The organism is Phycisphaeraceae bacterium (assembly GCA_020851465.1).
Taxonomy (GTDB): Bacteria; Planctomycetota; Phycisphaerae; order Phycisphaerales; family Phycisphaeraceae; genus JADZCR01.
In genome coordinates, this window is the sequence record JADZCR010000002.1 from 204300 (window position 1) to 226144 (window position 21845).

19 protein-coding genes are annotated in these 21845 nt (G+C 60.0%); 9 read left to right on the forward strand and 10 right to left on the reverse strand.

Going from position 1 to position 21845, the window contains the following annotated elements; all coding sequences use genetic code 11:
- Positions 1-131: 131 nt before the first annotated feature.
- The 4 genes from IT444_02980 (at position 132) to IT444_02995 (ending at position 3811) form a co-directional block, all read left to right on the forward strand.
- Positions 132-746: a class I SAM-dependent methyltransferase gene (locus tag IT444_02980; protein ID MCC7191723.1), complete on the forward strand. Its 615-nt coding sequence runs from the start codon at positions 132-134 to the stop codon at positions 744-746.
- Between the two features lie 69 nt (positions 747-815).
- Entirely contained in the window at positions 816-1829 is a 1014-nt protein-coding gene (locus IT444_02985; GenBank protein ID MCC7191724.1) for a sulfite exporter TauE/SafE family protein, read from the forward strand.
- Between the two features lie 35 nt (positions 1830-1864).
- A complete protein-coding gene (gene nadC / locus IT444_02990) occupies positions 1865-3535 on the forward strand; it encodes a carboxylating nicotinate-nucleotide diphosphorylase (protein ID MCC7191725.1) in 1671 nt (556 codons plus the stop codon).
- A 60-nt stretch (positions 3536-3595) separates the two neighbouring features.
- On the forward strand, positions 3596-3811 hold the full coding sequence (locus IT444_02995) for a hypothetical protein (GenBank protein ID MCC7191726.1): 216 nt from the start codon (positions 3596-3598) through the stop codon (positions 3809-3811).
- Between the two features lie 7 nt (positions 3812-3818).
- Here IT444_02995 and IT444_03000 read toward each other — a convergent pair whose 3' ends face one another.
- The 4 genes from IT444_03000 to acpS form a co-directional block, all read right to left on the reverse strand.
- On the reverse strand, positions 3819-4985 hold the full coding sequence (locus IT444_03000) for an aminotransferase class I/II-fold pyridoxal phosphate-dependent enzyme (GenBank protein ID MCC7191727.1): 1167 nt from the start codon (positions 4983-4985) through the stop codon (positions 3819-3821).
- Between the two features lie 105 nt (positions 4986-5090).
- Positions 5091-5411: a small basic protein gene (locus tag IT444_03005; protein MCC7191728.1), complete on the reverse strand. Its 321-nt coding sequence runs from the start codon at positions 5409-5411 to the stop codon at positions 5091-5093.
- Complete coding sequence (locus tag IT444_03010) at positions 5408-6295, reverse strand: hypothetical protein (protein MCC7191729.1); 888 nt, start codon at positions 6293-6295, stop codon at positions 5408-5410. The genes IT444_03005 and IT444_03010 overlap by 4 nt, the downstream gene beginning before the upstream one ends.
- A gap of 90 nt (positions 6296-6385) precedes the next feature.
- Positions 6386-6772 (reverse strand): holo-ACP synthase, encoded by a 387-nt coding sequence (acpS, locus tag IT444_03015; GenBank protein MCC7191730.1) that lies wholly within the window; start codon positions 6770-6772, stop codon positions 6386-6388.
- Positions 6773-6927: 155 nt separating this feature from the next.
- Here acpS and IT444_03020 point away from each other — a divergent pair, with 155 nt between their 5' ends.
- Complete coding sequence (locus IT444_03020) at positions 6928-8082, forward strand: CofH family radical SAM protein (protein MCC7191731.1); 1155 nt, start codon at positions 6928-6930, stop codon at positions 8080-8082.
- Positions 8083-8094: 12 nt separating this feature from the next.
- Here the strand turns inward: IT444_03020 and IT444_03025 are convergent, their stop codons facing one another.
- Entirely contained in the window at positions 8095-8925 is an 831-nt protein-coding gene (locus tag IT444_03025) for an SMP-30/gluconolactonase/LRE family protein (protein ID MCC7191732.1), read from the reverse strand.
- Positions 8915-9694 carry a site-2 protease family protein gene (locus IT444_03030; GenBank protein ID MCC7191733.1) on the reverse strand — a complete coding sequence of 260 codons (780 nt, stop codon included), beginning with the start codon at positions 9692-9694 and terminating at the stop codon, positions 8915-8917. Before IT444_03030 ends, IT444_03025 begins: the two co-directional genes overlap by 11 nt.
- Before the next feature lie 67 nt (positions 9695-9761).
- Between IT444_03030 and IT444_03035 the strand changes: the two genes are divergently transcribed.
- Positions 9762-10472, forward strand: coding sequence for an SDR family oxidoreductase (locus tag IT444_03035; GenBank protein MCC7191734.1), 711 nt, complete (start codon positions 9762-9764; stop codon positions 10470-10472).
- 25 nt (positions 10473-10497) lie between these two features.
- On the opposite strand, the gene IT444_03040 is transcribed toward IT444_03035, so the two are convergent.
- Positions 10498-11556, reverse strand: a complete 1059-nt coding sequence (locus IT444_03040) for a hypothetical protein (protein MCC7191735.1) — start codon at positions 11554-11556, stop codon at positions 10498-10500.
- A gap of 108 nt (positions 11557-11664) precedes the next feature.
- A complete protein-coding gene (gene guaB / locus IT444_03045) occupies positions 11665-13185 on the reverse strand; it encodes an IMP dehydrogenase (protein MCC7191736.1) in 1521 nt (506 codons plus the stop codon).
- 193 nt (positions 13186-13378) lie between these two features.
- Between guaB and IT444_03050 the strand changes: the two genes are divergently transcribed.
- The gene (locus tag IT444_03050) at positions 13379-14827 is read left to right on the forward strand and encodes a glycosyltransferase (GenBank protein MCC7191737.1); all 1449 of its coding nucleotides are present in this window, start codon (positions 13379-13381) and stop codon (positions 14825-14827) included.
- Between the two features lie 20 nt (positions 14828-14847).
- Here IT444_03050 and IT444_03055 read toward each other — a convergent pair whose 3' ends face one another.
- The gene (locus tag IT444_03055; GenBank protein MCC7191738.1) at positions 14848-17070 is read right to left on the reverse strand and encodes a tetratricopeptide repeat protein; all 2223 of its coding nucleotides are present in this window, start codon (positions 17068-17070) and stop codon (positions 14848-14850) included.
- A 121-nt stretch (positions 17071-17191) separates the two neighbouring features.
- Here IT444_03055 and IT444_03060 point away from each other — a divergent pair, with 121 nt between their 5' ends.
- Both IT444_03060 and IT444_03065 read left to right on the forward strand, forming a co-directional pair.
- Entirely contained in the window at positions 17192-17980 is a 789-nt protein-coding gene (locus tag IT444_03060) for a methyltransferase domain-containing protein (GenBank protein MCC7191739.1), read from the forward strand.
- A gap of 35 nt (positions 17981-18015) precedes the next feature.
- Positions 18016-19932, forward strand: coding sequence for a tetratricopeptide repeat protein (locus tag IT444_03065; protein MCC7191740.1), 1917 nt, complete (start codon positions 18016-18018; stop codon positions 19930-19932).
- An 881-nt stretch (positions 19933-20813) separates the two neighbouring features.
- On the opposite strand, the gene IT444_03070 is transcribed toward IT444_03065, so the two are convergent.
- Positions 20814-21581 (reverse strand): prepilin-type N-terminal cleavage/methylation domain-containing protein, encoded by a 768-nt coding sequence (locus tag IT444_03070; protein ID MCC7191741.1) that lies wholly within the window; start codon positions 21579-21581, stop codon positions 20814-20816.
- Between the last annotated feature and the right edge of the window lie 264 nt (positions 21582-21845).

A 21845-nucleotide genomic window follows, 5' to 3' on the forward strand; every position in this document is an offset into this window, starting at 1 on the left:
CTGCGAGCTGCGTCCCCTGCCTCGGCGCGGTACACACTTCAGTGGCTTTTTTGTTGCGATGCGAACATGCAGCAGTTGTCAGCACCCTCCCAGCCAGCCTACCCTGACAGGATGAACTAAGGAGTAAAGTGATGACCACACTCGCACCAAGAGACTGGAATCAACGCTACGAGACCGGCCAGCTTCCCTGGGATAGCGGCGAGCCGGACGGCAACCTGCTGGAAACGCTCGAACAGCTCACCCTCAAAGATACGAGGGCACTGGAGATCGGCTGCGGCACAGGTACCAACGCCATCGCCCTTGCACGTCACGGCTTTTCCCATGTCACCGCGACCGACCTCTCACCCAAGGCGGTCGAGATAGCCGTCGCCAAGGCGAAAGCTGCGGGTGCGGCGTCAATCGACTTCAAGGTTCACGACATCGTCGCTTCGCTGCCGGAAAAACCTGCAAGCGTCGGCTTTGTCTTCGATCGGGGGGTGTTCCACTCCGTCAGCGACGAGCAGCGGGTGACCTTTGCCCGTCACGTCGCTCAGGTGCTGACCACGCATGGCTGGTGGCTGACACTCTGCGGCAACACGGACGATAAGACCGAAGGCGGCCCGCCACGACTGACTGCGGCGCATATTGCCTCGGTGGTCGAGCCGCTGTTTGAAGTCCACGCGATCACCCGCAGCCAGTTCCGCAAGGTCAAAGAAAAGACCAGCGATCACTTCATGTGCTGGCGGGTGCTGTTGCGCAAGCGATAGGCCAGGGAGGACGGTACGTTTGATGCACCCGTTCGTGTGCTGGCCTTTACCTTCCTATACTCTCGCTTCATGCCAGCATGGCTGCTCCCCAACATTCCTCAAGGCATCAATCCCACGTGGTACTACCTCTGCGTCGGTGCGGCGGTGCTCATCACCGGCATCTCCAAGGCGGGCTTCGGCGGAGGGGTGGGAATTCTCGCAATCCCCGTCATGGCACTGGTCATGGGGGCGGACCATATGCTCGGCGTCATGCTGCCCCTGCTGATCGGCTGCGACATCCTGAGCAACCTGCACTACCTGGGCCAATACGACTGGAAACGGCTGCGACCGCTGCTGGCCGGCATCATTCTGGGGATCTCGCTGGGAACCGTGATTCTTTTTTATCTCCGCGACATGCCGCCGGAGAGTTTCCGTCACACGATGGATGGAGTAGTCGGCGTGATCTGTCTGGCGGTGGTCGCGCTGCAGGCGTATCGGCTGACCGGCCGCGAGGTGCCGACTCTGCCGCCGCATCCCGGATCGGGGGTCGCGGTGGGATTTGTCGCCGGCACCGTCTCGACCATCAACCACTCTGCCGGACCGATCGTCACCATTTATCTGCTTCAGGAAAAACTCGAAAAGCGCAAGCTCGTCGGCACGCTGCTGCTTTATTTCCTGATTGGTAACTCGCTCAAGCTGCCCACGTATCTGCTGCTGCCGATGTCCAACGGCCGGCCGCTGATCAACGCCGACACGTTGCGCGACTCGATCTGGTTCATCCCCTTGATCCCGGTGGGCACGATGATCGGCGCATGGATGAATAAGCATGTCGCGGAAAAACCCTTCGCTGCGGTGCTCTACATCGCCGCGGGACTGGCCGCGGGTCACATGCTGCTCCGAGCCACCGGTATTTCGGCGGCTTATCCATGGACGAACTTCGCCATGGGCGGCCTCGTGCTGGCGGTGGCGATTGGTTTGATCGTCTGGTCCCTGCAACGGCGCAAGGCAGCGGCGTGCGTCTCTTGTGGTTTCGACTTGCGCGCGACACGCACCGCCGGCCGGGATTCATGCCCGGAATGTGGAGCGAAAGTCTCGCCGGACTAATCGACAACAGACGATCCGCAATCGACAATTCCTTCATGGCCACCCACGTTGCGATTCTTCTGCCTCGTTATCTCGATCTCATCCTCACGGGCGAGAAAACGGTCGAGAGTCGCATGACGATCACGCGGCATCCCCCCTATCGGCGTATCAAAACCGGCGAGCGAATCTATTTCAAAGAGTCGTCCGGTCCGTATCGCGCGACAGCCGTGGCCGGTAAAGTCGATTTTTTCGACAACCTGACGCCGACCCAGATGATGGCCCTGCGAAAACGGTTCGACGCGAAAGTCTGCGGCGACAACGCCTACTGGAATGCCAAATCACGCAGCCGGTACGCGACATTCATCGAGCTGCGCGATGTCAAAGCCTGTGACGATGGGCCGGATCTGAGGCCTTCACACGGGTTGGCGTGGTTCACCTTTAGTGAGGAGAGCGACGATCGCTCCAACTCAACGCGGTCGAGAGAAATCGCAGCATCCAATGCCGCCTTTGACATCGTTCTCAAACGCAGTGCGTTCACTACACGGGTTATCCGTGTACCGCGCGATGTGCATACGTTCATCGAGTCGGCCTACGGCGGGACGTCGGCGGCGAGCAAGGCCCAGCCCATCGAACTGCTCATGCCCAACGGCAAGGTGATCAAAACCGATCTCGTCCGAAAGGATATGAAGATTCGCTGGCGCGGCTGGGGGCCGTACCTCGCAGCAGCAGGCGTCCGTGTCGGAGATACTGTTCGATTCACACAGCAAACCCCACAGCAATACCTCGTGATGTTTGTGAAAAAAAGCCAGACAAAAGCAGAGAGCCTTGCTGCCGGCCCGCAACTTGATAAGTTCATCGAGCCAGCCGAGGTGGATGACTTGATCGCCCGCGCAAGGCGGGAAGACCTTGGCCCGCAGGGCATCGACATCACAAGTGAGCTGCTGGTTAGCGCTGCGCAGAAAGGCTCTGCGGAGTTTCGCTCACGTAAAGCCGGCCGACTCGCCGGCGCAGCTCTGATTCCCGCTGTCGCGCGGGCGTATGACACGAACCTGCGCGTCACGCCATGCCTGGCTGATGGTGCAGCGCTGACTCCGGGAGCTGTCGTCGCTCGGATCACCGGGCCGTTGCGCGCCATCCTCGCTGCGGAACGGGTCGCATTGAACTTTCTGACCCATCTTTCGGGCATCGCAACGCTCACCTCGCGTTATGTCGATGCGGTCAAGGGGACACGGGCAGGCATCTACGACACCCGCAAAACCCATGTCGGGCTGCGCCGACTCGAAAAATATGCGGTCGTTTGCGGCGGCGGGCGCAGCCATCGCATGGGACTCTTCGATGCTGTGCTCATCAAGGACAACCACATCGCGCATCTGTCGCTTGATGAACTGCCGCGATTCCTCGAAAACGTCATCGCCCAAGCTGCCAGGCGGAAGCCTCGGCCAAACTTCTTCATGGTCGAAGTGGACTCCCTGGCGCAACTCCAGCGGGTGCTCTCCGTCCGCCCCTGCGGGCCTGATCTGGTTCTGCTCGACAACATGACGACCGACCAGCTCCGCGATGCAGTCGCCTTGCGCGACAAGCTCGCACCCGGAGTCGAACTGGAAGCCAGCGGCGGAGTCAATCTCGATACCGTCCGCGACATCGCCCTGACAGGAGTGGACCGCATTTCCGTCGGCGCGATCACTCATTCCGCTGCGGCACTGGACCTGGGATTGGACATCGAATAGTCATCCTGCACCGGACGTTCACGAAAATATCCGTGCTGATTACACCGCTAACATACAGCGGTGGAATACCTCGGCGCGTTCATCTTCCTTGGTCTGATGATCCCGGCGATTGTGATCGTCGCCATCACGATCATCCTTGCTGTGCGAGCTTCCACACAGACTGTCGGCTTTTGCAGAAAGTGCGGCTACGACCTTCGGATGCTGCGCGACGTGAGGCGATGCCCTGAATGCGGCCGCGAGTTCACCGTAAACGATCGCGGTGATCCGATCAGCTGACCTCCGATCAAGCTCGCGCCAGATCCACCAGTACGTCCAGCCCCTTCTCAAGCATCTTCTCATCACAGGCGTAACTGATGCGGAAGTGCGTGTCACGGCTGGAAAAGACGCTGCCCGGAATGATGAGCAGCGAACGCGCGATGGCTTTTTCGACAAACTGGCTGGCGGTCAGCTTCAACCGATCCGGCACCTTGGGAAAGGCATAAAACGCACCGCCCGGTGTCGTCAGTTCAAAGGTACCCTTCAATCGCTGCGCGACCAGATCGCGCTTCCTGCGGTACTGTTCGACGAAGGGGGTCATGTCCAGATCGAGCGCGGAGACTCCGGCCATCTGCGCCATCGACGGCGCACAGACGAATGAATACTGCTGAAGCTTGGTCATTTCCTCGATGATTCGGGTCGGTCCTACCGCGTGACCGAGACGCCAGCCGGTCATGCCATAGGTCTTGGAAAATCCACGGAGCAGCAGCACGTTGGGCGAGTAGGCCGCAGGCGAGGGACATTTTTGCGCCGTGCTGCCGTCAGCGAGCTTTCGAGTTGTTTTTTCGTAACAGAACTCGTCGTAGATCTCATCGGAGAGCAGCAGGAAATTGTGCTTTTCCGCCAGTTCGACCATCGCAAGGCAGGCAGCGTCAGTAGCGACGACACCGGTTGGATTCGATGGTGAATTGAAAAGCAACAATTTCGTGCGCGGCGTGATGTGCGGCTCGACCCGTGCAGGCGTGAGCTGGAAATCCGGATAGGTGTCGATGTAAACCGCCTTCGCCCCCGCGAGTGTCACGAGGTGGCGGTACATCACAAAGTAGGGATCGGGGATCAGCACTTCATCACCAGGTCCGACGCAGGTCATCAAGGCCAGGAGCAATCCGCCGGAGACGCCGGAAGTGATCAGCGTGCCGAACGGCTCGGACCAGTTGGGAAACTCGTGCTTGATCTGTCGCGTGACCTTGCTGTGCAGATCGGCTGCGCCTTGCGTAACGGTGTAGCGGTTCTGGCCTTTCTGGATCGCGGCGATGGCGGCCTGCTTCACCGGATCGGGCACGTCGAAGTGCGGCTGGCCAATGGAGAGATTGATCGGGTCTTTGAGCTTCGCAGCCAGATCAAACACCCGGCGAATCCCGGAGGCGTCAATCGCACGGAGGCGAGGGGTAATGAAGCGTTCGGGGTCGAACATGGAAAACCCGTTGACCAGATGGTTGAAATTGAAAGCCTGCGACGATGCAACCAATAGTTTCCCACCAGCCGGATCAGTGATGCCGACCGAGGGCTTCGAGACCGGTTACTTCTTCGCCTTGGCAGCGGGGGCGGCTGCTTTAGCAGGAGCAGCTGCTTTGGCGCCGGCGGCGGGTGCAGCGGCCTTGGCACCGGCAGCGGGAGCGGCACCACCAGCGGCGGGCGTACCTTCGGCTGCGGCGTCTTTCTTCGCGGCCTTGGCTACGGCTGCCTTGCGGTTGCCCACCTTCGGCAGGTTCAACGGGCTGCTCGATGTCATGTCGAACTTGCCCTTCTCCGTCAGGCGACCAATGCGCTCGGCGCGGGAGAGGACGTTACGGTGACGGGAAAGGCCGGATCCGGTCTTGAGGCTGCGGTCGAGGCTCATCGTGGCTTGGTCCTGTTGGCGGGCGGCGCGGGTGTAGGCTCGCCCTGGTACGGGTCCGCGGGGATGTACATATCGCTGAGGTCTTTGTTGCCCCTGCTGGCGTTGGCCCAACGCCGACCGACGGCGTGGAGCTGCTTCTCGTAGTCACGATACGCCAAGGCTTTGACCTCGTCCCGGGTGAAGCCGCGGAGCGCCAGCACCTGGAAAGATCGGCCATTATTGCGTGAAACTGCCGCTGCATCAACTCCGTTGTCAATCAGGAACCGGACCAGCTTTTCCGCCCCCGGCTGATTGGTCGTCGCCAGCACAAAATAATAAAGCCCATTCTGAGGCTGCGAAGGTGTCGCCGTACCCGTTCCACTCGATGCTCCGGCGTTGACGGGAACCTTACCAGCCGTGGTATTAGTCGATCCCGTCAAAGGTTTGGCTGTGGAGCGAGGCGTGCCGGGCTGATTACCGAGGTTTTGCAGGGCGGCGGTTCGCTCGTTGGCCTGATTCTGAACAGCAACCTGAGCCTGCCGGTTGAGCTGGCTGTCCCTGCGTAGCCATCCCACCCAGTAGGCGGCAAAAAGGATGACGATCAACGCCAACGCAGCCAGCAGAATCCCCGCGCGGGGAATCCGGATCACCACCGGACGTCTGGCACCGGCAACCCATTCCTGAGTCGTCGTTGGCCTGGCGGACGCTGAGCCGCGAGCAGCCGAAACGGGTGCGGCGGCTGAGCTGGGATTGCTGCCTGTCGCAGCTGCGGGTGCAGAAGGTGCGGGAGACGACGCCGGTCGTGTCGGTGCCGCGGCGGGCGGTGCTGGCCGTGATGGACCACCGGCACGGGGCGGTCCCCCCATGACCTCGTAAGGCGGCGGTGTAGAGCGGCGACGAAACATGTCTTTACTCTAAGCGACGAGGAAGCAATCGGCTATTCGGTGGCATCGGCAAACAGCACAACGAAAGGTGAAGTTTGCCGACGCCTTTTCTTACTGCGTACCTACCCCGATCGCACTGGCGATCGCATGCGTCGAAATATGGCTGATGCTGACCCACCATTGATCGATACCCAGATCATGGGCGATCCGCGCGCACTGGCCGTGCAGCACCACCGCTGGTTTACCCGAGAGTTGCCGAACCACTTCCGCATCGGTCCATGCGATACCGCCTGACCAGCCGGTGCCAAGTACCTTGAGGATCGCCTCTTTTGCGGCGAATCGTCCCGCCAGGTGTTCGATGCGTCGTTGCTTATCACTGGCGTAAAGCTGCTCGGCGGCAGTGAAACACCGGGTGAGAAACGCCTCGCCGTGCTGTTCGAGCATCCGGGCGATCCGTGAAGTCTCCACCATGTCGATTCCGTGGCCGATGATCCGCATGCGGTGGAGTGTCGCGGCGTGACGTGCGGATTGTCAAACTCCGAGCATCCTTACGGCACTGGGCGCGACTCAGACGGCAGCGGTACTACCTTTCCGCCAGCCTGTGCTCTATGATCTGGGATTACCCCCAAGTCGGGTTTTCTGGAGATGGTTGCGTGGACCGCGCGCTGCAAAAAATAGCTGAAAAGATGCAAGCAGGGATTCGCCTTGACGCGGAAGACGGCCTGGTGCTGCTGCGAACGCATGACATCTGGACACTGGGCGAGTTGGCCAACGAGGTCCGCGAGCAGCTTCACGGCAAGGCGGCCTATTACAACATCAACCGTCACCTCAACTACACCAACCTCTGCGCGCTGTCGTGCAAGTTCTGTGCTTTTTATCGCAAGAAGGATGATCCTCGCGGCGGGGTCTATGAGCACTCGATCGAGGATGTCGTAGCCGAAGCGAAGAAGGCCGCCGCCGCCGGTGCCACCGAGATGCACATCGTCGGCGGACTTCATCCGTATCTGCCGTTTACCTACTACACCGACATGCTCCGGGCGATCCGTGAGGCAACGCCAAAGCTGCATATCAAGGCCTTCACCGCCGTCGAAGTCGTACACCTGGCGCGAATCGACAAGCGTGGCCGTGACATTGCCGGGGTGTTGTCGGATTTGAAAGATGCCGGTCTCGGCTCGCTGCCGGGAGGCGGCGCGGAGACTTTCGATGATCGCGTACATGACGCGGCGTTCAAGGGGAAAATCCGCTCGGATATGTGGCTGGCTGTCCACCGCGAGGCCCATCGGCTCGGCCTGATGTCCAATGCGACGATCCTCTACGGTCACATCGAAAGCCTCGAAGACCGCGTCCAGCACTTTCTCATGCTGCGTGACGCGCAGGATGCGGCCATCCGTGAAGGACTTCCCGGACGGTTTCAAACGGTCATTCCGCTGCCCTTCGTCCCGGACGATTCCGAATTACAGCACCTGCCCGGACCTACGGGACTCGACGATCTGCGCATGCTGGCGACGAGCCGCCTGATGCTCGATAACTTCGCGCACGTCAAAGCCTTCTGGATCATGCAGACGCTGGCACTGAGCCAGCTCGCCCTGCGCTTCGGCGTCGATGACATGGACGGTACGGTGGTCTGGTACGACATCACCAAAGTCGGCGGCAGCGACACGCATCAGGAGGTCGGCGTAAGCGATCTCCGCAAGGCGATCGTCGAAGCCGGATATCAGCCGATCGAGCGGGACACGCTCTACCGGCGAGTCAGCCGTGACGGCGCTGAATGGTCTGTGGATGAAACCCTGGCTGCGACAGCCGGGTAATGGCCGGCTCGATCATTTCCACCCATATTGTCGTTGCCCCGCGCGCTGCCACGTCGTCCGCCAGAGGCCGTGCGTGTCGTGCTCGGTGATCAGAATCGTTGTGTGCCCCGGACCAGTGAAGTGGATGTTCGACGGCCGCTTGAATGGCGTGTCGATCCGACCGATGCGCTGGCCAGCCGGATCGAATACATCCACGCACGAGCCGCCCCAGTTGGTCGCAAGCATATAGCCGGCGTCATCGAAATCGATACCGTCCGGCCCGCCCTCCTCGTTACCCGAGAGCGTACCCCAGTGCCGCTTGTTGGCTACCACACCCGGTTCGCGGATGTCGAAGGCATACAGCCGTTTGGTCATCGTCTCCGCCACGATCAGCGTGCGGTCGTCAGCACTGACAGCCAGACCGTTGCAGAATTGATAACCGCCGTCGAGTCTGACGATTTTGCCGTTGCGCAACCGACAGAAAAGTTCACCTACGGGCTTATCCGCGCCTGATCCCGCAGGTGCAGTGACGTAAAGATTGCCTTCGCTGTCGAACGAACAATCATTGCAACCCCGGATCGGCTTGCCTTCGAAAGTTACACCTTCCTCGTAGAGCTTGCCATTGAGTCCGACGCGCAGGATTCCTCGCTTCATGTCGGCACACCAGAGGTCGCCGTTACGGTCGAGTTGGAGGCCCGCAGGGATGCCGTCGTATTTCACGATGTCACGGGTCGATCCGTCGGGACGCACTTCGAGCACACGCCCATGATTAGGCCCCACCATGAAGACACGCCCATCCAAATCCACACAGGGGCCTTCCGCGCCTTCGATGTCGCGTACAAGACATTCAAAATTACCTACCATGATTATTTCCTCCTGATGAGATTTCCGCCCAAGGCTCGATGTTGACTCGCTCACGATCCGCCTTCTCCATGGCACGCAGTGCCCGCGCGATGCGCAGCCCCTGAAACGCCTGCATGGCGACGAAGATGGCCATTACGCCGAGCCAGATATCTTCCTGCTGAAGCGCAAAGAGTCCACCCAGCACCGCGCAGATAAGACCGATCCCCGCTGCGATTGCGATGCTGGTACTGCGCTTCATAAAAAACCAGAGAATGCTCTGGAGAATCTGTCCGCCGTCAAGCGGATACACCGGAAGCATATTGAACACGAACAGGCCGACGTTGATCCACGCCAGCATGAAGAAAAGTTTTCGGATGTCGGTGATCTGATGAAACCCATCATTCCAGACGACACCGACCGCAATCGCCAGCGCCAGCGTGACCGGGATGAGCAGAAGATTCACCAGCGGACCGGCCGCGATGCTCCAGAGCAGCGCTCCGGGGCGAGCCGGCGGGCTTACGAACGCGACACCTCCGAGCGGCCAGAGGACGATCCGGTTGGCGGTACCGCCCACCGATCGGCACGCCAGCGCATGACCAAACTCATGCAGGAGGACAATCACAAACAGCCCGACATACTCCGCAGCAGCCCATGTCCAGCGGCTATACGCTAAAACCGGATCCTGTTGACGGCTGAAGACCTGGTAATACGCCATGAGCAGCCAGAGCCAATGGAGATATACGTTGATGTTCAAGACGCGAAAAAGCCGGATGGTCCCACTGTTTGGCATGGTGAGAGTATAGCGGCGTCACTTCAGAGGCTTTCCTCGTTACGCTTAGCGTTTTTGAGGAATCGCTATGCCTTCTAAACCCTGTGTCATCGTTACCGGAGCCGGCAGCGGCATCGGACGCAGCACGAGTCTGCGACTCGCAGCCCTTGGTTATCACGTCGTGCTCGTCGGCCGCACACGCTCCAAGCTCGAAGCCACTGCTGCGAAAATCAAAGCTGCATCCGGCGAAGCGCTGGTCCTTCCCGCAGACCTCACCGACGCGGAACAGACGCGCCGCATCGTGGATCATGCGTTGGGAGCCTTCGGTCGCATCGACGCTCTGGCAAACGTCGCCGGTACCGCCCCGCTCCAGCCGATCGAACGGATCACGCCTGAGATCTGGCGCAACTGCATCGACGCGAATCTGTCCTATGTCGTCAACCTCACCGCTGCCGCATGGCCGGTGTTTCGCCGTCAAAAGTCGGGCACCATCGTCAATGTCTCATCCATGGCGAGCATCGACCCCTTTCCCGGCTTTTCGATCTATGCTGCGGCGAAGATCGGCATCAACATGTTCACCCGCTGTACCGCGAGCGAAGGCGCAGCCATCGGCGTCCGCGCGGTCACTATCGCGCCCGGTGCTGTGGAAACGCCCATGCTCCGCGGCTTGTTCGACGAATCAAAAATCGCGCATGACAAAACGCTCAGCCCGGAGGAAGTCGCACAGGTCATCGCCGACTGCGTAACCGGCAAAAGGGAATTCATATCCGGCGAGGTGATCGTCGTCGCATCGCCGTAGCAGACGATGAAATCAACCAGCTTCCTTACAACCTCACACCCAGAAGCAGCCTTACCGCTTCGTTAATCGCACCCTGATCCCCTGCGAGGATGTGAGTCACGCTCGAACCGCTGCGAGTCGAGGGGGTCCGCCCGGCGACCAGTGCCGGGTCGTGATACTCCATTTCCCCGAAGCCGCCGAATATGCCGTCATCCTTATCGTTGTAAGCCTGTAACGCATCGCCGCCGAATATCTCCGTACTCGCGCGAGGCAGATCAACATAAGGCTCGCCCGGGAGCGGCGCGAATGTGCGAAAGATCAGCGTCCAGACTGTACCCGCCTTGCGCAGGTATCCCATGCGTCCCGTCGTTTGCGTCGGCGTCAGTCCCATTTTGATCCGATGTTTGCCGTCAATCACAAAACGCACATGGTCATCCGTGCAGATCACGTGCCTATCGCCAAACGGGTCGTAATAGCTGCGCGGCGGATTGACGCGCGTCACCGTCGGACAGATCAACTGGCCAACCGGCGGGAGTTGCAGTAAATCCCACCCGCCGACGACCGCACCGGCATCACTCTCCAGCAATGTCAGCGTATTCGTAATGGAAAAACTTATCCCGCGCAATCCACGAGGCAGACCGTCCGGCGGCTGTGAAGTACCAAAGCGTCGATCCGCGCGGAGCGCGATCTTTTTCTTCGTGCGAAAATCGGTGAGCCGGATTTCGGTCGTCAGGCGCAGGTGACCCTCGGAGTCTTCGACGATCTTCCAGTCGGCAGGATCCATCGCGCCGGGTAATCGGTAGGACTTCAGGGGTTCGATGCGTGCAGCTGCCAGGTCTTCCCACATGAAGGCCACTTCCGGCGCGAGCCAGAAGCGATCGCCGCCACAACCACCGGCAGCGTTAAAGCGAGCCTTTACCTTATTTGGATCTTCCAAGTCGGGAGAATGCCAGAAAAGGTTGCCCTCAACTCCCTCGATCTGACACGCCAGCACTCGTGCCGCGTGAGGCGTCACGAGCAGTCGTCCCGTCTCAGTCTTCCACTGACGTGACTCGTATCCCGATGATTGAAGCGTGGAAGCAATGCGGTCAAACCAGGTGGGCATGGGTGGATCCGTGGAGAAGGTGATTGAAATACAGCTTGCCGTGGTCGTCGATCAAACCGGGCACCCGCACGACGTATCGCCTCAGAATTGCAAAAGACGAGCTACCTGCTACTCCTCCCCGCGATACTCGATCGTGTAGTTAGGGCTTTCTTTCGTGATCGTGATATCGTGCGGATGGCTCTCAGCGAGGCTCGCCCCACTCACGCGGCAGAACCGCGCGTCGCGCTGGAGCTGCTCAATGGTCGGCGTGCCGCAATACCCCATGCCGGCCCGTAATCCGCCGACGAGTTGGTAAACAAAATCGCTCAGCGGTCCGCGATACGGTACACGGCCCTCGACACCTTCAGGCACAAATTTTTTCGTTGTCTTGACACCGGCCTGACCGTAGCGGTCCGCCGAGCCGGCCATCATCGCACCTTCACTGCCCATGCCGCGATAGGTCTTGTAACGTCGGCCCGCATGGATCACAAGCTCGCCGGGACTCTCATCGAGACCGGCAAACAGCGAGCCGAGCATCACGCAGCTCGCACCGGCGGCGATGGCTTTCGTGATGTCACCGCTGTGACGGATGCCGCCGTCGGAGATCACCGGCGTGTTCGTCGCAGCCGCACCGCGGCAGGCGTTCATCACCGCGGTAATCTGAGGCACGCCCACACCGCTGACGATTCGCGTCGTGCAAATCGAGCCGGGACCGATACCGACCTTCACCGTGTCCGCACCGGCGGAAATCAGATCGCGGGCTCCCTGCTCGGTCGCCACGTTTCCGGCGATTACGTCGATCTTGTGCTTACTCTTGATCGCACGGACGGTCTCAATGACGTTTTTACTGTGGCCGTGCGCGGTGTCCACAACGATTACATCCACCTCAGCTTTGATCAACCCTTCGACCCGATCGAGTTGCTGCACGCCGACCGCCGCACCGACACGGAGCCGACCGCGGTCGTCGCGGCAGGCGAGCGGGAATTGCGCCAGTTTGTCGATGTCGCGCATCGTAATCAGGCCGGTCAGCCGTCCCCCCTTATCGAGCAGGAGGAGTTTCTCAACCTTCGCTTGATTGAGAATGCTCTCCGCCTTTTCGAGCGTCGTATCAGGCGGCGCGGAGATGAGACGATCTTTCGTCATCACTTCCCGGATGGGCATGTCTTCGGTGCCGAGGAATTTCATATCCCGCCGGGTGAGGATGCCGACAACTCGTCCATCGCGGCTGCCGTTTTCCGTGATCGGAATTCCGGAAACATTCTGCTCACGCATCAATCGGCGGGCCTCGCTCACCGGCGCGTCCTGGGGAAGCGTGACCGGATCGGTGATGATGCCGTTGGCGGATCGCTTGACCTTGAGCACTTCGCGGACCTGCGCTTCGATAGGAAGGTTTTTATGGATGACGCCCAATCCGCCCTCTTGCGCTAGCGCGATCGCCAGCGATGACTCGGTGACGGTGTCCATCGGGGCAGAGAGCAGAGGGATGTTGAGTCTGATGTTGTGGGTCAGGCGGGTCGAAGTATCGGTCTGGTTGGGCAGAAAATCGCTGCGGGCGGGCAGGAGGAGCACATCATCGAAAGTGATGCCGTCAGCAATGATCTTATTCGTGCTGGATGATCCAGCGGAGGAGCGGATAGGGTTGTCTTCCATGTAACACAACTAAATGAAGCGTCGCTCCGCGTCAAGTGAACGCCCCGTTCAGAGAGGACGTAAGAATCGCTAACATAGGCTGTTTCTTACCTCTTGCGCCTGTCGGGAAAGGCAGTTGGGAGGTTATTGGTTTCTCTGTATTTTCCGTGGCTGACGCGGGGATGCGTCGCTGACGGACATGTGAAAGCACGACTTGGACGAAAGCCAGCAAAATTTTGAGCGGACCCGTCGGGAGCACTGGGATCGCGTCGCCGCCGGCCGACGGGGGCTGAAGGTCAATGGCTACTATCACCGCCGTTTGAACAAAATCTACCGTCACCTCATCGCGCCGGGTCAGCGTGTGCTCGAAGTCGGTTGCGGTAAGGGTGACCTCCTGGCAGCAGTCAAGCCGTCATACGGCATGGGGATCGATTTTTCCGAACGAATGATCCAACAGGCCGCAGCCGCACATCCTCAGTTGCGGTTCCTCATCGCCGATGCCCACTGCTTCGCGCTCAACGAGACATTCGACGCCATCATTTTGTCGGACATCGTCAACGATCTCTGGGATGTGCAGACCGTGCTGGAACGACTCCGGCCAATGACCCACGACCGCACCCGGATCATTCTCAATTTCTTCAGTCGCCTCTGGGAACTGCCTCTCCGCGCCGCCCGCCGGCTGCGTCTGGCGAATCCGGCGTGTGAACAGAACTGGCTGACGACCGACGACCTGCGCGGCCTGCTCACGCTCGCCGGCTTTGAAACTTTCCGCTCCTGGAGCGAGATCATATGGCCAGTCACTACGCCCGGTCTCGACGCACTGGCGAACCGCTACATCGCCCGGCTCTGGCCGTTTCATCTGTCCGCGCTGACTAACTTCATCGTCGCCCGGCCGGCGGACTGCGCCGCATCCACCCGGCAAACCGCAGCACCATCAGGCGACGCACCCAGCGTCTCCATCATCGTGCCGGCACGCAACGAAGCGGGAAACATCGCTGCGATCATGGCACGCACACCGGAGATCGGACGCGGTACAGAGTTGATCTTCGTCGAAGGGCATTCGAGCGACGACACCTACCGCACGATCGAGCGCGTGATGGCTGAAAATCCGCAGCGGCGATGCCGACTGTTTCGTCAGACAGGCAAGGGTAAAGGCGACGCAGTGCGTCTGGGATTTGAGCAGGCGACGGGCGAGGTTCTGATGATTCTGGACGCGGATCTGACCGTACCGCCGGAGGATCTGCCGCGGTTTTACGAGGCCGTCGCAACGGGTAAGGCCGACTTCGCCAACGGCGTGCGGCTGGTGTACCCGATGGAAAAGCAGGCGATGCGTTTTCTCAACCTGCTGGGTAACAAATTTTTCAGCCTCGCGTTTTCATGGCTGCTCGGCCAGCCGATCAAGGACACACTCTGCGGCACCAAAGTGCTCCGCCGCACCGACTACCAGAAAATCGCGGCAAACCGAGCCTATTTCGGTGATTTCGACCCCTTCGGTGATTTTGACCTGATCTTCGGCGCTGCGAAGCTGAACCTGAAAATCGTGGACGTGCCGATCCGCTATCGAATGCGGACTTATGGCACAACCAATATCCAGCGCTTCCGACACGGCGTGCTGCTGCTGCGCATGACTGCGTTCGCGGCACGGCGGATCAAGTTCATCTGAGGTTCAAACCGACGCAGACATCAAGGCGCGGACTTCTCCGCCGGATGGCTTGTCGGTTGGGTCGCAGCGGCGCGGCGGTCGCGCAGCTTGCGCGCCAGCTCCAGTTTCTGAGCCGTCACTTGCAGCGTGTGGTCAAGCTCCAGTGCCTTCTCAAAATGGATGATGGCTTCGTCGAACTGATTGAGCACCGCCAAAGCTCCCCCGTATTTGTCATGCACTATTGCGTTGTCGGGTTCCTCATTCAGCGCGCTTCGATACGCATCGGCGGCGGCGGCAGTGCGGCCCAATTGCAGGTACGCATCGCCCAGCAGGACGTACCCAGCGAAGAGATGCGGCTTGTAATGGACCGCCTGACGAAAATGTCCGACGGCGTTACCCAAATCTCCCTCGATCGCCAGCAACGAGCCAAGCCCCAGATGCGCATCGGCAAAGGACGGGTTGATCTCCAGCGTCCGCTTGAAGTGTTCACGAGCCTCGGCGAGCTTGCCCTCGACCGCCAGGGCCGTCCCCAGATTGTTGTGCGCACCGGCCATGTCCGGCATGATCGCCAGTGCCTGCTGATAGTAGCTGATCGCTTCTTCGATCTGCACATTGGGCTGCGTCGCGGCAGGTGAGGCGGCGAACTTCGGCGTCGCCCCGCCAAGCGTCTGGGCAAAAAGGGCTGCTCCCAGGCTGTTGAGCACCTTCGCGGATTTAGGGTTAATCCGCAATGCGTCCCGGTAATGCGCGATGGCCTGGGAATACTGCTTCCGGTTGACCGCCACCTCACCCAGCAGCCAATGCGTTTCGTAGTCGTTTGGCTTAAGCTCGAACGCGGCTTGCGCGGTTATGCTGGCCTTGTTCAGGTCGCCCAGCTCAATCCATGTCGTAGTCAGCGAGCGGAAGATGCGCCAGTCGCGCGGAGCCATCTCCAGTGCTTTGTGAAGGTATTGCAGCGCATCGTCATAGCGTTGCAGACCGCCATAAGTCGCGGCGAGATTCTGCAAGGCTGTGCCGCTGGTCGGTGACTTGCGAACCGCGTCTTCCCATAATGCCAGATCGGTGTCATACACCCGCGCCCGCCGTTCCGACGCCACGGCCAGCACTGCGATGAGCAGGACCAGAAACACCGACACTCCGACCAGCAGCGACCTGCCGCATGAGGCGGCCTTGGCGCAGCTCGCCTGCTTGCGTTCCAGGATGCGGTATCCCCCCGCCACGACCAGCGCGGCAATTCCCGCCAGCGGGATGTACATCCGTCGCTCGGCGGCGATCTCCGACATGATCGGCAGCACGCTCGATGTCGGCGCGAGGATGAAGAAAAACACCGCGCCGACAAATCCCGCGGGGGACTTTTTCCAGATCAAAACCACGGTGAGGGCAAAGAGTGCCGACATCGCAGCCAAGTATGGCCAGACACCCGCCAGCGACCGGGCGATGTGATTCGGATAGATGATCGTCAGCGGCTCCGGCCAGAAGGAGAGCCGCAGATACCACAGCAGGATGCGGCTTTCGGTAGCCAGATACTGCCACCATGTGATGCCGTGAGAAAAACCCGTACTCGATTGACGGTGGCCCGAAAGGACGACCAGGACGAGCAAGACCCAACTGGCGAAGATGCCGCCATAGAGGAGCTTTGATCGCCGCAGCGCTGCGACGAAGCCTCCGCTGACAAACGTCCGGTCATAGAGCCAGATCAACAGCGGCGCGGCGACCATGATTTCCTTGCTGGCCATGCCCAGACAGCAGGCCGCGATGGCGGTCCATGTCCAGCCGACACTGCCCGCGTCTTCCCACGCACGGATGGCTGCGTAGAGCGTCAGAAACAGGAAAAAGGCCGCCATCAGCTCGGTGCGCTGAGTGATGTAGATCACCGCTTCGGAGTTGAGCGGGTGCGCCAGCCAGAGGAGCGACACCCCGCCGGCGATGAGCAGGTCGCGTCCGTCGTGTCCCGACTCCAGAAACCGCAGCGTCCGCCGGACGATTCCAAATAGAATCCAACCGCAAGCCAGATGCAGTAGAAAATTAACAGCGTGGTATGGCCAAACCCACAGCCCGTGAATCGCGTATTGAATGGCGAAAGTGGCATTGACCAGCGGTCGGCCGGTCATGGACGAGTCATTCGGCGGGCGCAGGCACACCGCGGGATTGAGGGAGCGGATCGTGGGGTTTTCCAGGAGTGAATCAAAATCGTCAAAGAACGGCGGCGCATCGAGCGACGGCAGGTAAACAACGCCGACCAGCAACGCGCTGAGTACCACCATCGCCGTAACGCATATGGATTGCTGCACTCGAGTCAACGCATGAATCTCCGCTGCTTCGCCTGCTCAGTTTTTGATTCACGATCAGCTATTACGTAAGCTTACCGAAATAGTCAGGACGAGCATGTCCAGCACCACCAATCCGCCAAATCTATCAGCACCAGGGCCGTCGAACAGCGGCTCAGCTCGCGGCGAGCATGAGATCGCCCACGGAAAATTTCTTGTTGAGCACGGAGCTGAGCTGACCTGGGGCTGGGGCACGCCTGCGGGTAAAGTCCGCGCCCAACGGCGGGCCGCGATCATCACCCGCAATGCCGGCCTTTCGCCGGGCAAGCTCGTGCTGGAAATCGGTTGCGGCACGGGTCTGTTCACCGAGGCCTTCGCCCAAAGCGGCGCGACCATCGTCGCTGTCGATATTTCCGACGACCTGCTCCGGCTGGCGCAGCAGAGGGGCCTGCCGGCTGACCGCGTCCGTTTCGTCTGCAAGTCTTTCGAGGACTGCGCTCTCGACGGCCCGTTCGACGCGATCGTCGGCTCGTCCGTGCTGCACCATCTGGAGGTCGAGCGTTCGCTGAGCAAGTGCCTGTCGCTGCTCAAGCCGGGCGGGACATTCAGCTTCGCCGAGCCGAACATGCTCAATCCGCAGATTTTCCTGCAAAAAAACGTAGGGTGGATCAAGAAACTCGTCGGCGACTCGCCGGATGAAACCGCATTCGTCGCCGGGCGGCTGGTGAAACTGCTGACCCGCATCGGTTTCACGGAGGCACGCGCCGAGGCTTTTGACTGGCTGCACCCGGCCACGCCCCGGCCTCTGATCCCGCTGGTCAGCGCGATCGGTCGCGGCCTTGAGGCCACCCCCCTGCTGCGGCGATTTGCCGGTTCGTTGGCGATTTTTGCCCGGCGGCCGGCCTGAGCACGAGTTCTGGACCAAGGCTCTGAGTACTTTCTATGACCGCAAACCCGCCATCCCCGGATTTGACGCTAAACCCGCCGCCTGCCGGCGCGCTGCGCCACCTGCAAAAGCCCTGGGTCATCAGCATCCTGCTCGTGCTGCTGACGCTCATCCCCTACGCGCAGATGCTTGGGCAGAATTTCGTCAACTATGACGACGACCTTTTCATCACCCGAAATCCGCACATCAATCACGGCCTGACGCGCGACGCGGTCAACTGGGCGTTCGGGTTTCAATCCGCCAGCCAGTATCACCCGCTGACGACGCTTTCCCACGCGCTGGATTGTGAGGTTTTCGGGCTTAACCCCATCGGACCCAAGGCGGTCAACCTCACCCTCCACCTGGCGACGACCGTGCTGATCTTCCGGCTGGCCCTGATGATGACCGGCCGCCTCTGGCCATGTGCCGTCCTCGCCCTGCTCTGCGGCATCCATCCCCTGCGCGTCGAAGCGGTCGCATGGATTGCCGAGCGGAAGGAAATGCTCAGCAATTTTTTCGGTGTCCTGACCATCATTTCCTACGTCTGGTACACACGACGGCGGAACATCGGCCGGTATCTGCTGATGCTCCTGCTCTACACGCTGACGCTCATGTCCAAGCCGATGCTGGTGACCATGCCGTTCATCCTGCTGCTGCTGGATTACCGCCCGCTGCGACGCTTTGACCTCACGCCGGTAATGGAACTGCCCCGCAAGCTGCTATGGCTCGTTCTCGAAAAGCTGCCGATGTTCCCGTTGCTGATCGCGTCGTCCTACCTGACATGGCGGGTGGTGCAGGTGTCGGGCGCAGCCCACTCTCTCGAAGCGACGCCGGTCGCCTACCGACTGACCAACGTCATCATCGCCTACGGCTGGTACATCTACAAAACTTTCGTGCCGCTGAACCTGACCTGTCTCTACCTGTTCGACCCCACATGGTCAGCATGGGAAGTCACCGCAGCCTCGGCGGCCTTTTTCACCCTGACCTATCTCGCCATCCGTTACATTCGCAAGCTGCCCTATCTCTTCGTGGGCTGGTTCTTCTTCGTCGGAACCCTGGTTCCGGTCATCGGACTTGTCCAGGTCGGCGCACAGGCTTACGCGGATCGCTACTCCTACGTGGGGCAGATCGGCTTGTTCATCATGATTATCTGGGGCGCAGCTGACCTGATCCGGCGGCTGAGCATCAAGACCTCGCAACTCGTGCTGCTGCTCGGTGCGGTTGTCGTTGTCTGCCTCTGCGTGACCTGGCTTCAGGTCTCCTACTGGTACAACTCGAAGTCGCTCTTCACCCATGCAATCGATGTCAATCCCAACAGCAGCACCGCTCATAACAACCTCGGCTCGATCTACCTGATCGAGGGCAACTACCAGAAAGCTGCGGAGGAGTTTTTCGCAGCGACCAAGATTTTCGCATATACGCCCGAAGCCTGGAACAACCTCGGACAGGTTTTCATCCTCAAGGGTGACTACGACAGCGCGATCGAAGTGCTGCGCGTCGCCTTTAACCAGAGACCAGACAACAAAATGGTTTTGACCAATCTTGGCATCGCCTTCCTCGGTAAAAACGACTTGGACAAAGCAGTCAATTTCCTTCAAAAGGCGATTCAGAGCGACCCCTTCTACGGGAATGCTCACTATTACATGGCTGTTGCGCTTAAATCTTTGGGCAGGTTCCCGGAGGCACGCGAGCAGGTGGCTCAGGCAATCAAGTTGCAGGAAACGCCGGAAGGCTGGACGTTGCTGGCGGATATTTACAGTGCCCAGGGAGATCGCGTCGCTGCGATGGAGGCCGTCAAAAATGCGATCCGGCTCAGTCCGAATTACGAGCCGGCAAAGATACGAATAGAGCGACTCAACCGCGGCGAACCCACCGAGCCGCCGCAGGCGACGACACGACCCGCCAGTCAACCAGCCACCCAGCCAAAACCGTAGCGGAATGGTCCAGCGGAACGCGAAGATGGTTCGGCAAATCGCGCGGTGCGGAGCAGAGGTAAGCGGTGAAATGTGCGGCTCGGCAGAGCAGACGGTTTGGCGGAAATCGGTTCAGATGCAGACGGTTCGGCAGCAGGAGCAGAGCAAAGCAAACGGCTCGGCAGAGCCTCGCCCTCCCATCAGGTAATCGTTGCCCTCCCACGAGGTCGTTGATAATTCCGGGAGAGCGAGGCGCACGCACACGGGAAAGAAATGACCCCGCGCACGGGAGAGCGAGGCTCCAGCCGAGCTTGTTCGTGCGTCCAACACAAACGGCTTGGCGGAAAACGGCTCGACGGAGTCTCGCCCTCCCAGACAGAATCGCCCTCCCGTGGGATCGTTGATGATTCGGGGAGAGCGATACGCGCGCACACGGGAAAGAAATGACCTCACGTACGGGAGAGCGAGGCTCCAGCCGCACGGGAGAGCGAGGCTCCAGCCGAGCTTGTTCGTGCGTCCAACACAGACGGCTCGGCAGAGCCTCGCCCTCCCATTCCGCACCTCCCATTCCGCACCCTCCCGAGCTTAATTCGTCCTCGCTGGCGAGGAGACGGGCGCAAAAAAAACGGCCACCCTTTCGGATGGCCGCTTCTAGATTTTCAGACATTTTCAAACGTCTTCAGACATCTTCAACATCATCTTCGGACATTCTCAAATATCCTCAGACTTCTTCGGACATCCTTGGATATCCTCGGTCATCCTTGAACATCCTCAAACATCCTCTGACTTCTTCGGACATCCTTGGATACCCTTGAACATCCTCTGATATTCTCAGGCATCCTCGGACATCCTCAGACATTCTCTGACATCTTCAGACGTTTTCAGACCCAGACAACGGGCGATCAGTTACCTCGGACGAACAGCGCGTTGTAGCCGGCGACGGTGCCGGTGGCGGTGTCGTTGTTGAAGAGGTAGTCATCGCCGGTGTTGGTGGTGTTGGCGTAGCGGGTCGGGCTGACCTTGGCGGTGGTGATGAACTGGCTGGAGTTATCACCGAACACCACGCTGCCGCGCCAATCGCTGGTGACAGTCGTCCAGATGCTCTGGGCAACCGAGGTCACGTTGGTCGCGTCGGTCATGACGCGGTCACCCATGATCAGAGCCTGCGAGTTGTTGGTGGTCTTCCACTCAGCCATGTGGCCGCCTTCGAGCGAGGAGGTGGTGCCCAAGGAGAGCATGGCGTAGGAGTAACCCTGAGTCGCCGTGCCGCTCATGGCGACGTTCACACCCGAGTTCGCCGTCTTGATGTTGGCGGTGTCGGTCTCGCCCGGGGAGATGCAGTAGTTGCTGGTGAAGTAGTTACCGTTGAGCAGTTGGGCGATACGGTTGGAGACCGCAAAGCCGTTACCCGCTGCACCGTACGAGGTCGAGGTGGTGGCGAGTGAGGCCACCGAGGCGCCCGTGCCGTCGAGGCCGGGCATGTACTCGTTGTTACCGCTGGCGAACATCACCATACCCTGGTGGATGCCGCGGACCTGCGTGCTGTTTTGCATCTGCCGAGCCGTACGGCGGGCAGCGCTCAGAGCAGGCAGGAGGATGCCGATGAGCAGCGCGATGATTGAAATAACCACGAGCAGCTCGATCAGTGTGAAGCCCTTCATCTTTCGCATGATTCAAACTCCCATATAAGGGGACTCAAGAGAACCAGGATGAATCCGCGACGTAGAAGACAAGGCCGGCTTCCGGATCCGGAAATGAAGTCTCGACCACCGAGACTGATTTCCAAGGACGGACGATTTGATGTGATGATGCCGGTGATGCTGCCCTGCTTCCGAATCGTGTTCATCCTTACTTGTGAGGTGAACCGTTCACCCCACGTATGCAATTTTAGCATTCCCGTACGAAACAAGCATCCCTGCCGCGAAAACGGCAGG

Bases quoted from the DNA above. Each gene is read 5' to 3' on its own strand.
- IT444_02980 (MCC7191723.1), top strand. From the start codon at position 132: ATGACCACACTCGCACCAAGAGACTGGAATCAACGCTACGAGACCGGC.
- IT444_02985 (MCC7191724.1), top strand. From the start codon at position 816: ATGCCAGCATGGCTGCTCCCCAACATTCCTCAAGGCATCAATCCCACG.
- nadC (MCC7191725.1), top strand. From the start codon at position 1,865: ATGGCCACCCACGTTGCGATTCTTCTGCCTCGTTATCTCGATCTCATC.
- IT444_03000 (MCC7191727.1), bottom strand. From the start codon at position 4,985: ATGTTCGACCCCGAACGCTTCATTACCCCTCGCCTCCGTGCGATTGAC.
- IT444_03005 (MCC7191728.1), bottom strand. From the start codon at position 5,411: ATGAGCCTCGACCGCAGCCTCAAGACCGGATCCGGCCTTTCCCGTCAC.
- IT444_03010 (MCC7191729.1), bottom strand. From the start codon at position 6,295: ATGTTTCGTCGCCGCTCTACACCGCCGCCTTACGAGGTCATGGGGGGA.
- acpS (MCC7191730.1), bottom strand. From the start codon at position 6,772: ATGCGGATCATCGGCCACGGAATCGACATGGTGGAGACTTCACGGATC.
- IT444_03025 (MCC7191732.1), bottom strand. From the start codon at position 8,925: ATGGTAGGTAATTTTGAATGTCTTGTACGCGACATCGAAGGCGCGGAA.
- IT444_03030 (MCC7191733.1), bottom strand. From the start codon at position 9,694: ATGCCAAACAGTGGGACCATCCGGCTTTTTCGCGTCTTGAACATCAAC.
- IT444_03035 (MCC7191734.1), top strand. From the start codon at position 9,762: ATGCCTTCTAAACCCTGTGTCATCGTTACCGGAGCCGGCAGCGGCATC.
- IT444_03040 (MCC7191735.1), bottom strand. From the start codon at position 11,556: ATGCCCACCTGGTTTGACCGCATTGCTTCCACGCTTCAATCATCGGGA.
- guaB (MCC7191736.1), bottom strand. From the start codon at position 13,185: ATGGAAGACAACCCTATCCGCTCCTCCGCTGGATCATCCAGCACGAAT.
- IT444_03055 (MCC7191738.1), bottom strand. From the start codon at position 17,070: ATGGTGGTACTCAGCGCGTTGCTGGTCGGCGTTGTTTACCTGCCGTCG.
- IT444_03060 (MCC7191739.1), top strand. From the start codon at position 17,192: ATGTCCAGCACCACCAATCCGCCAAATCTATCAGCACCAGGGCCGTCG.
- IT444_03065 (MCC7191740.1), top strand. From the start codon at position 18,016: ATGACCGCAAACCCGCCATCCCCGGATTTGACGCTAAACCCGCCGCCT.
- IT444_03070 (MCC7191741.1), bottom strand. From the start codon at position 21,581: ATGCGAAAGATGAAGGGCTTCACACTGATCGAGCTGCTCGTGGTTATT.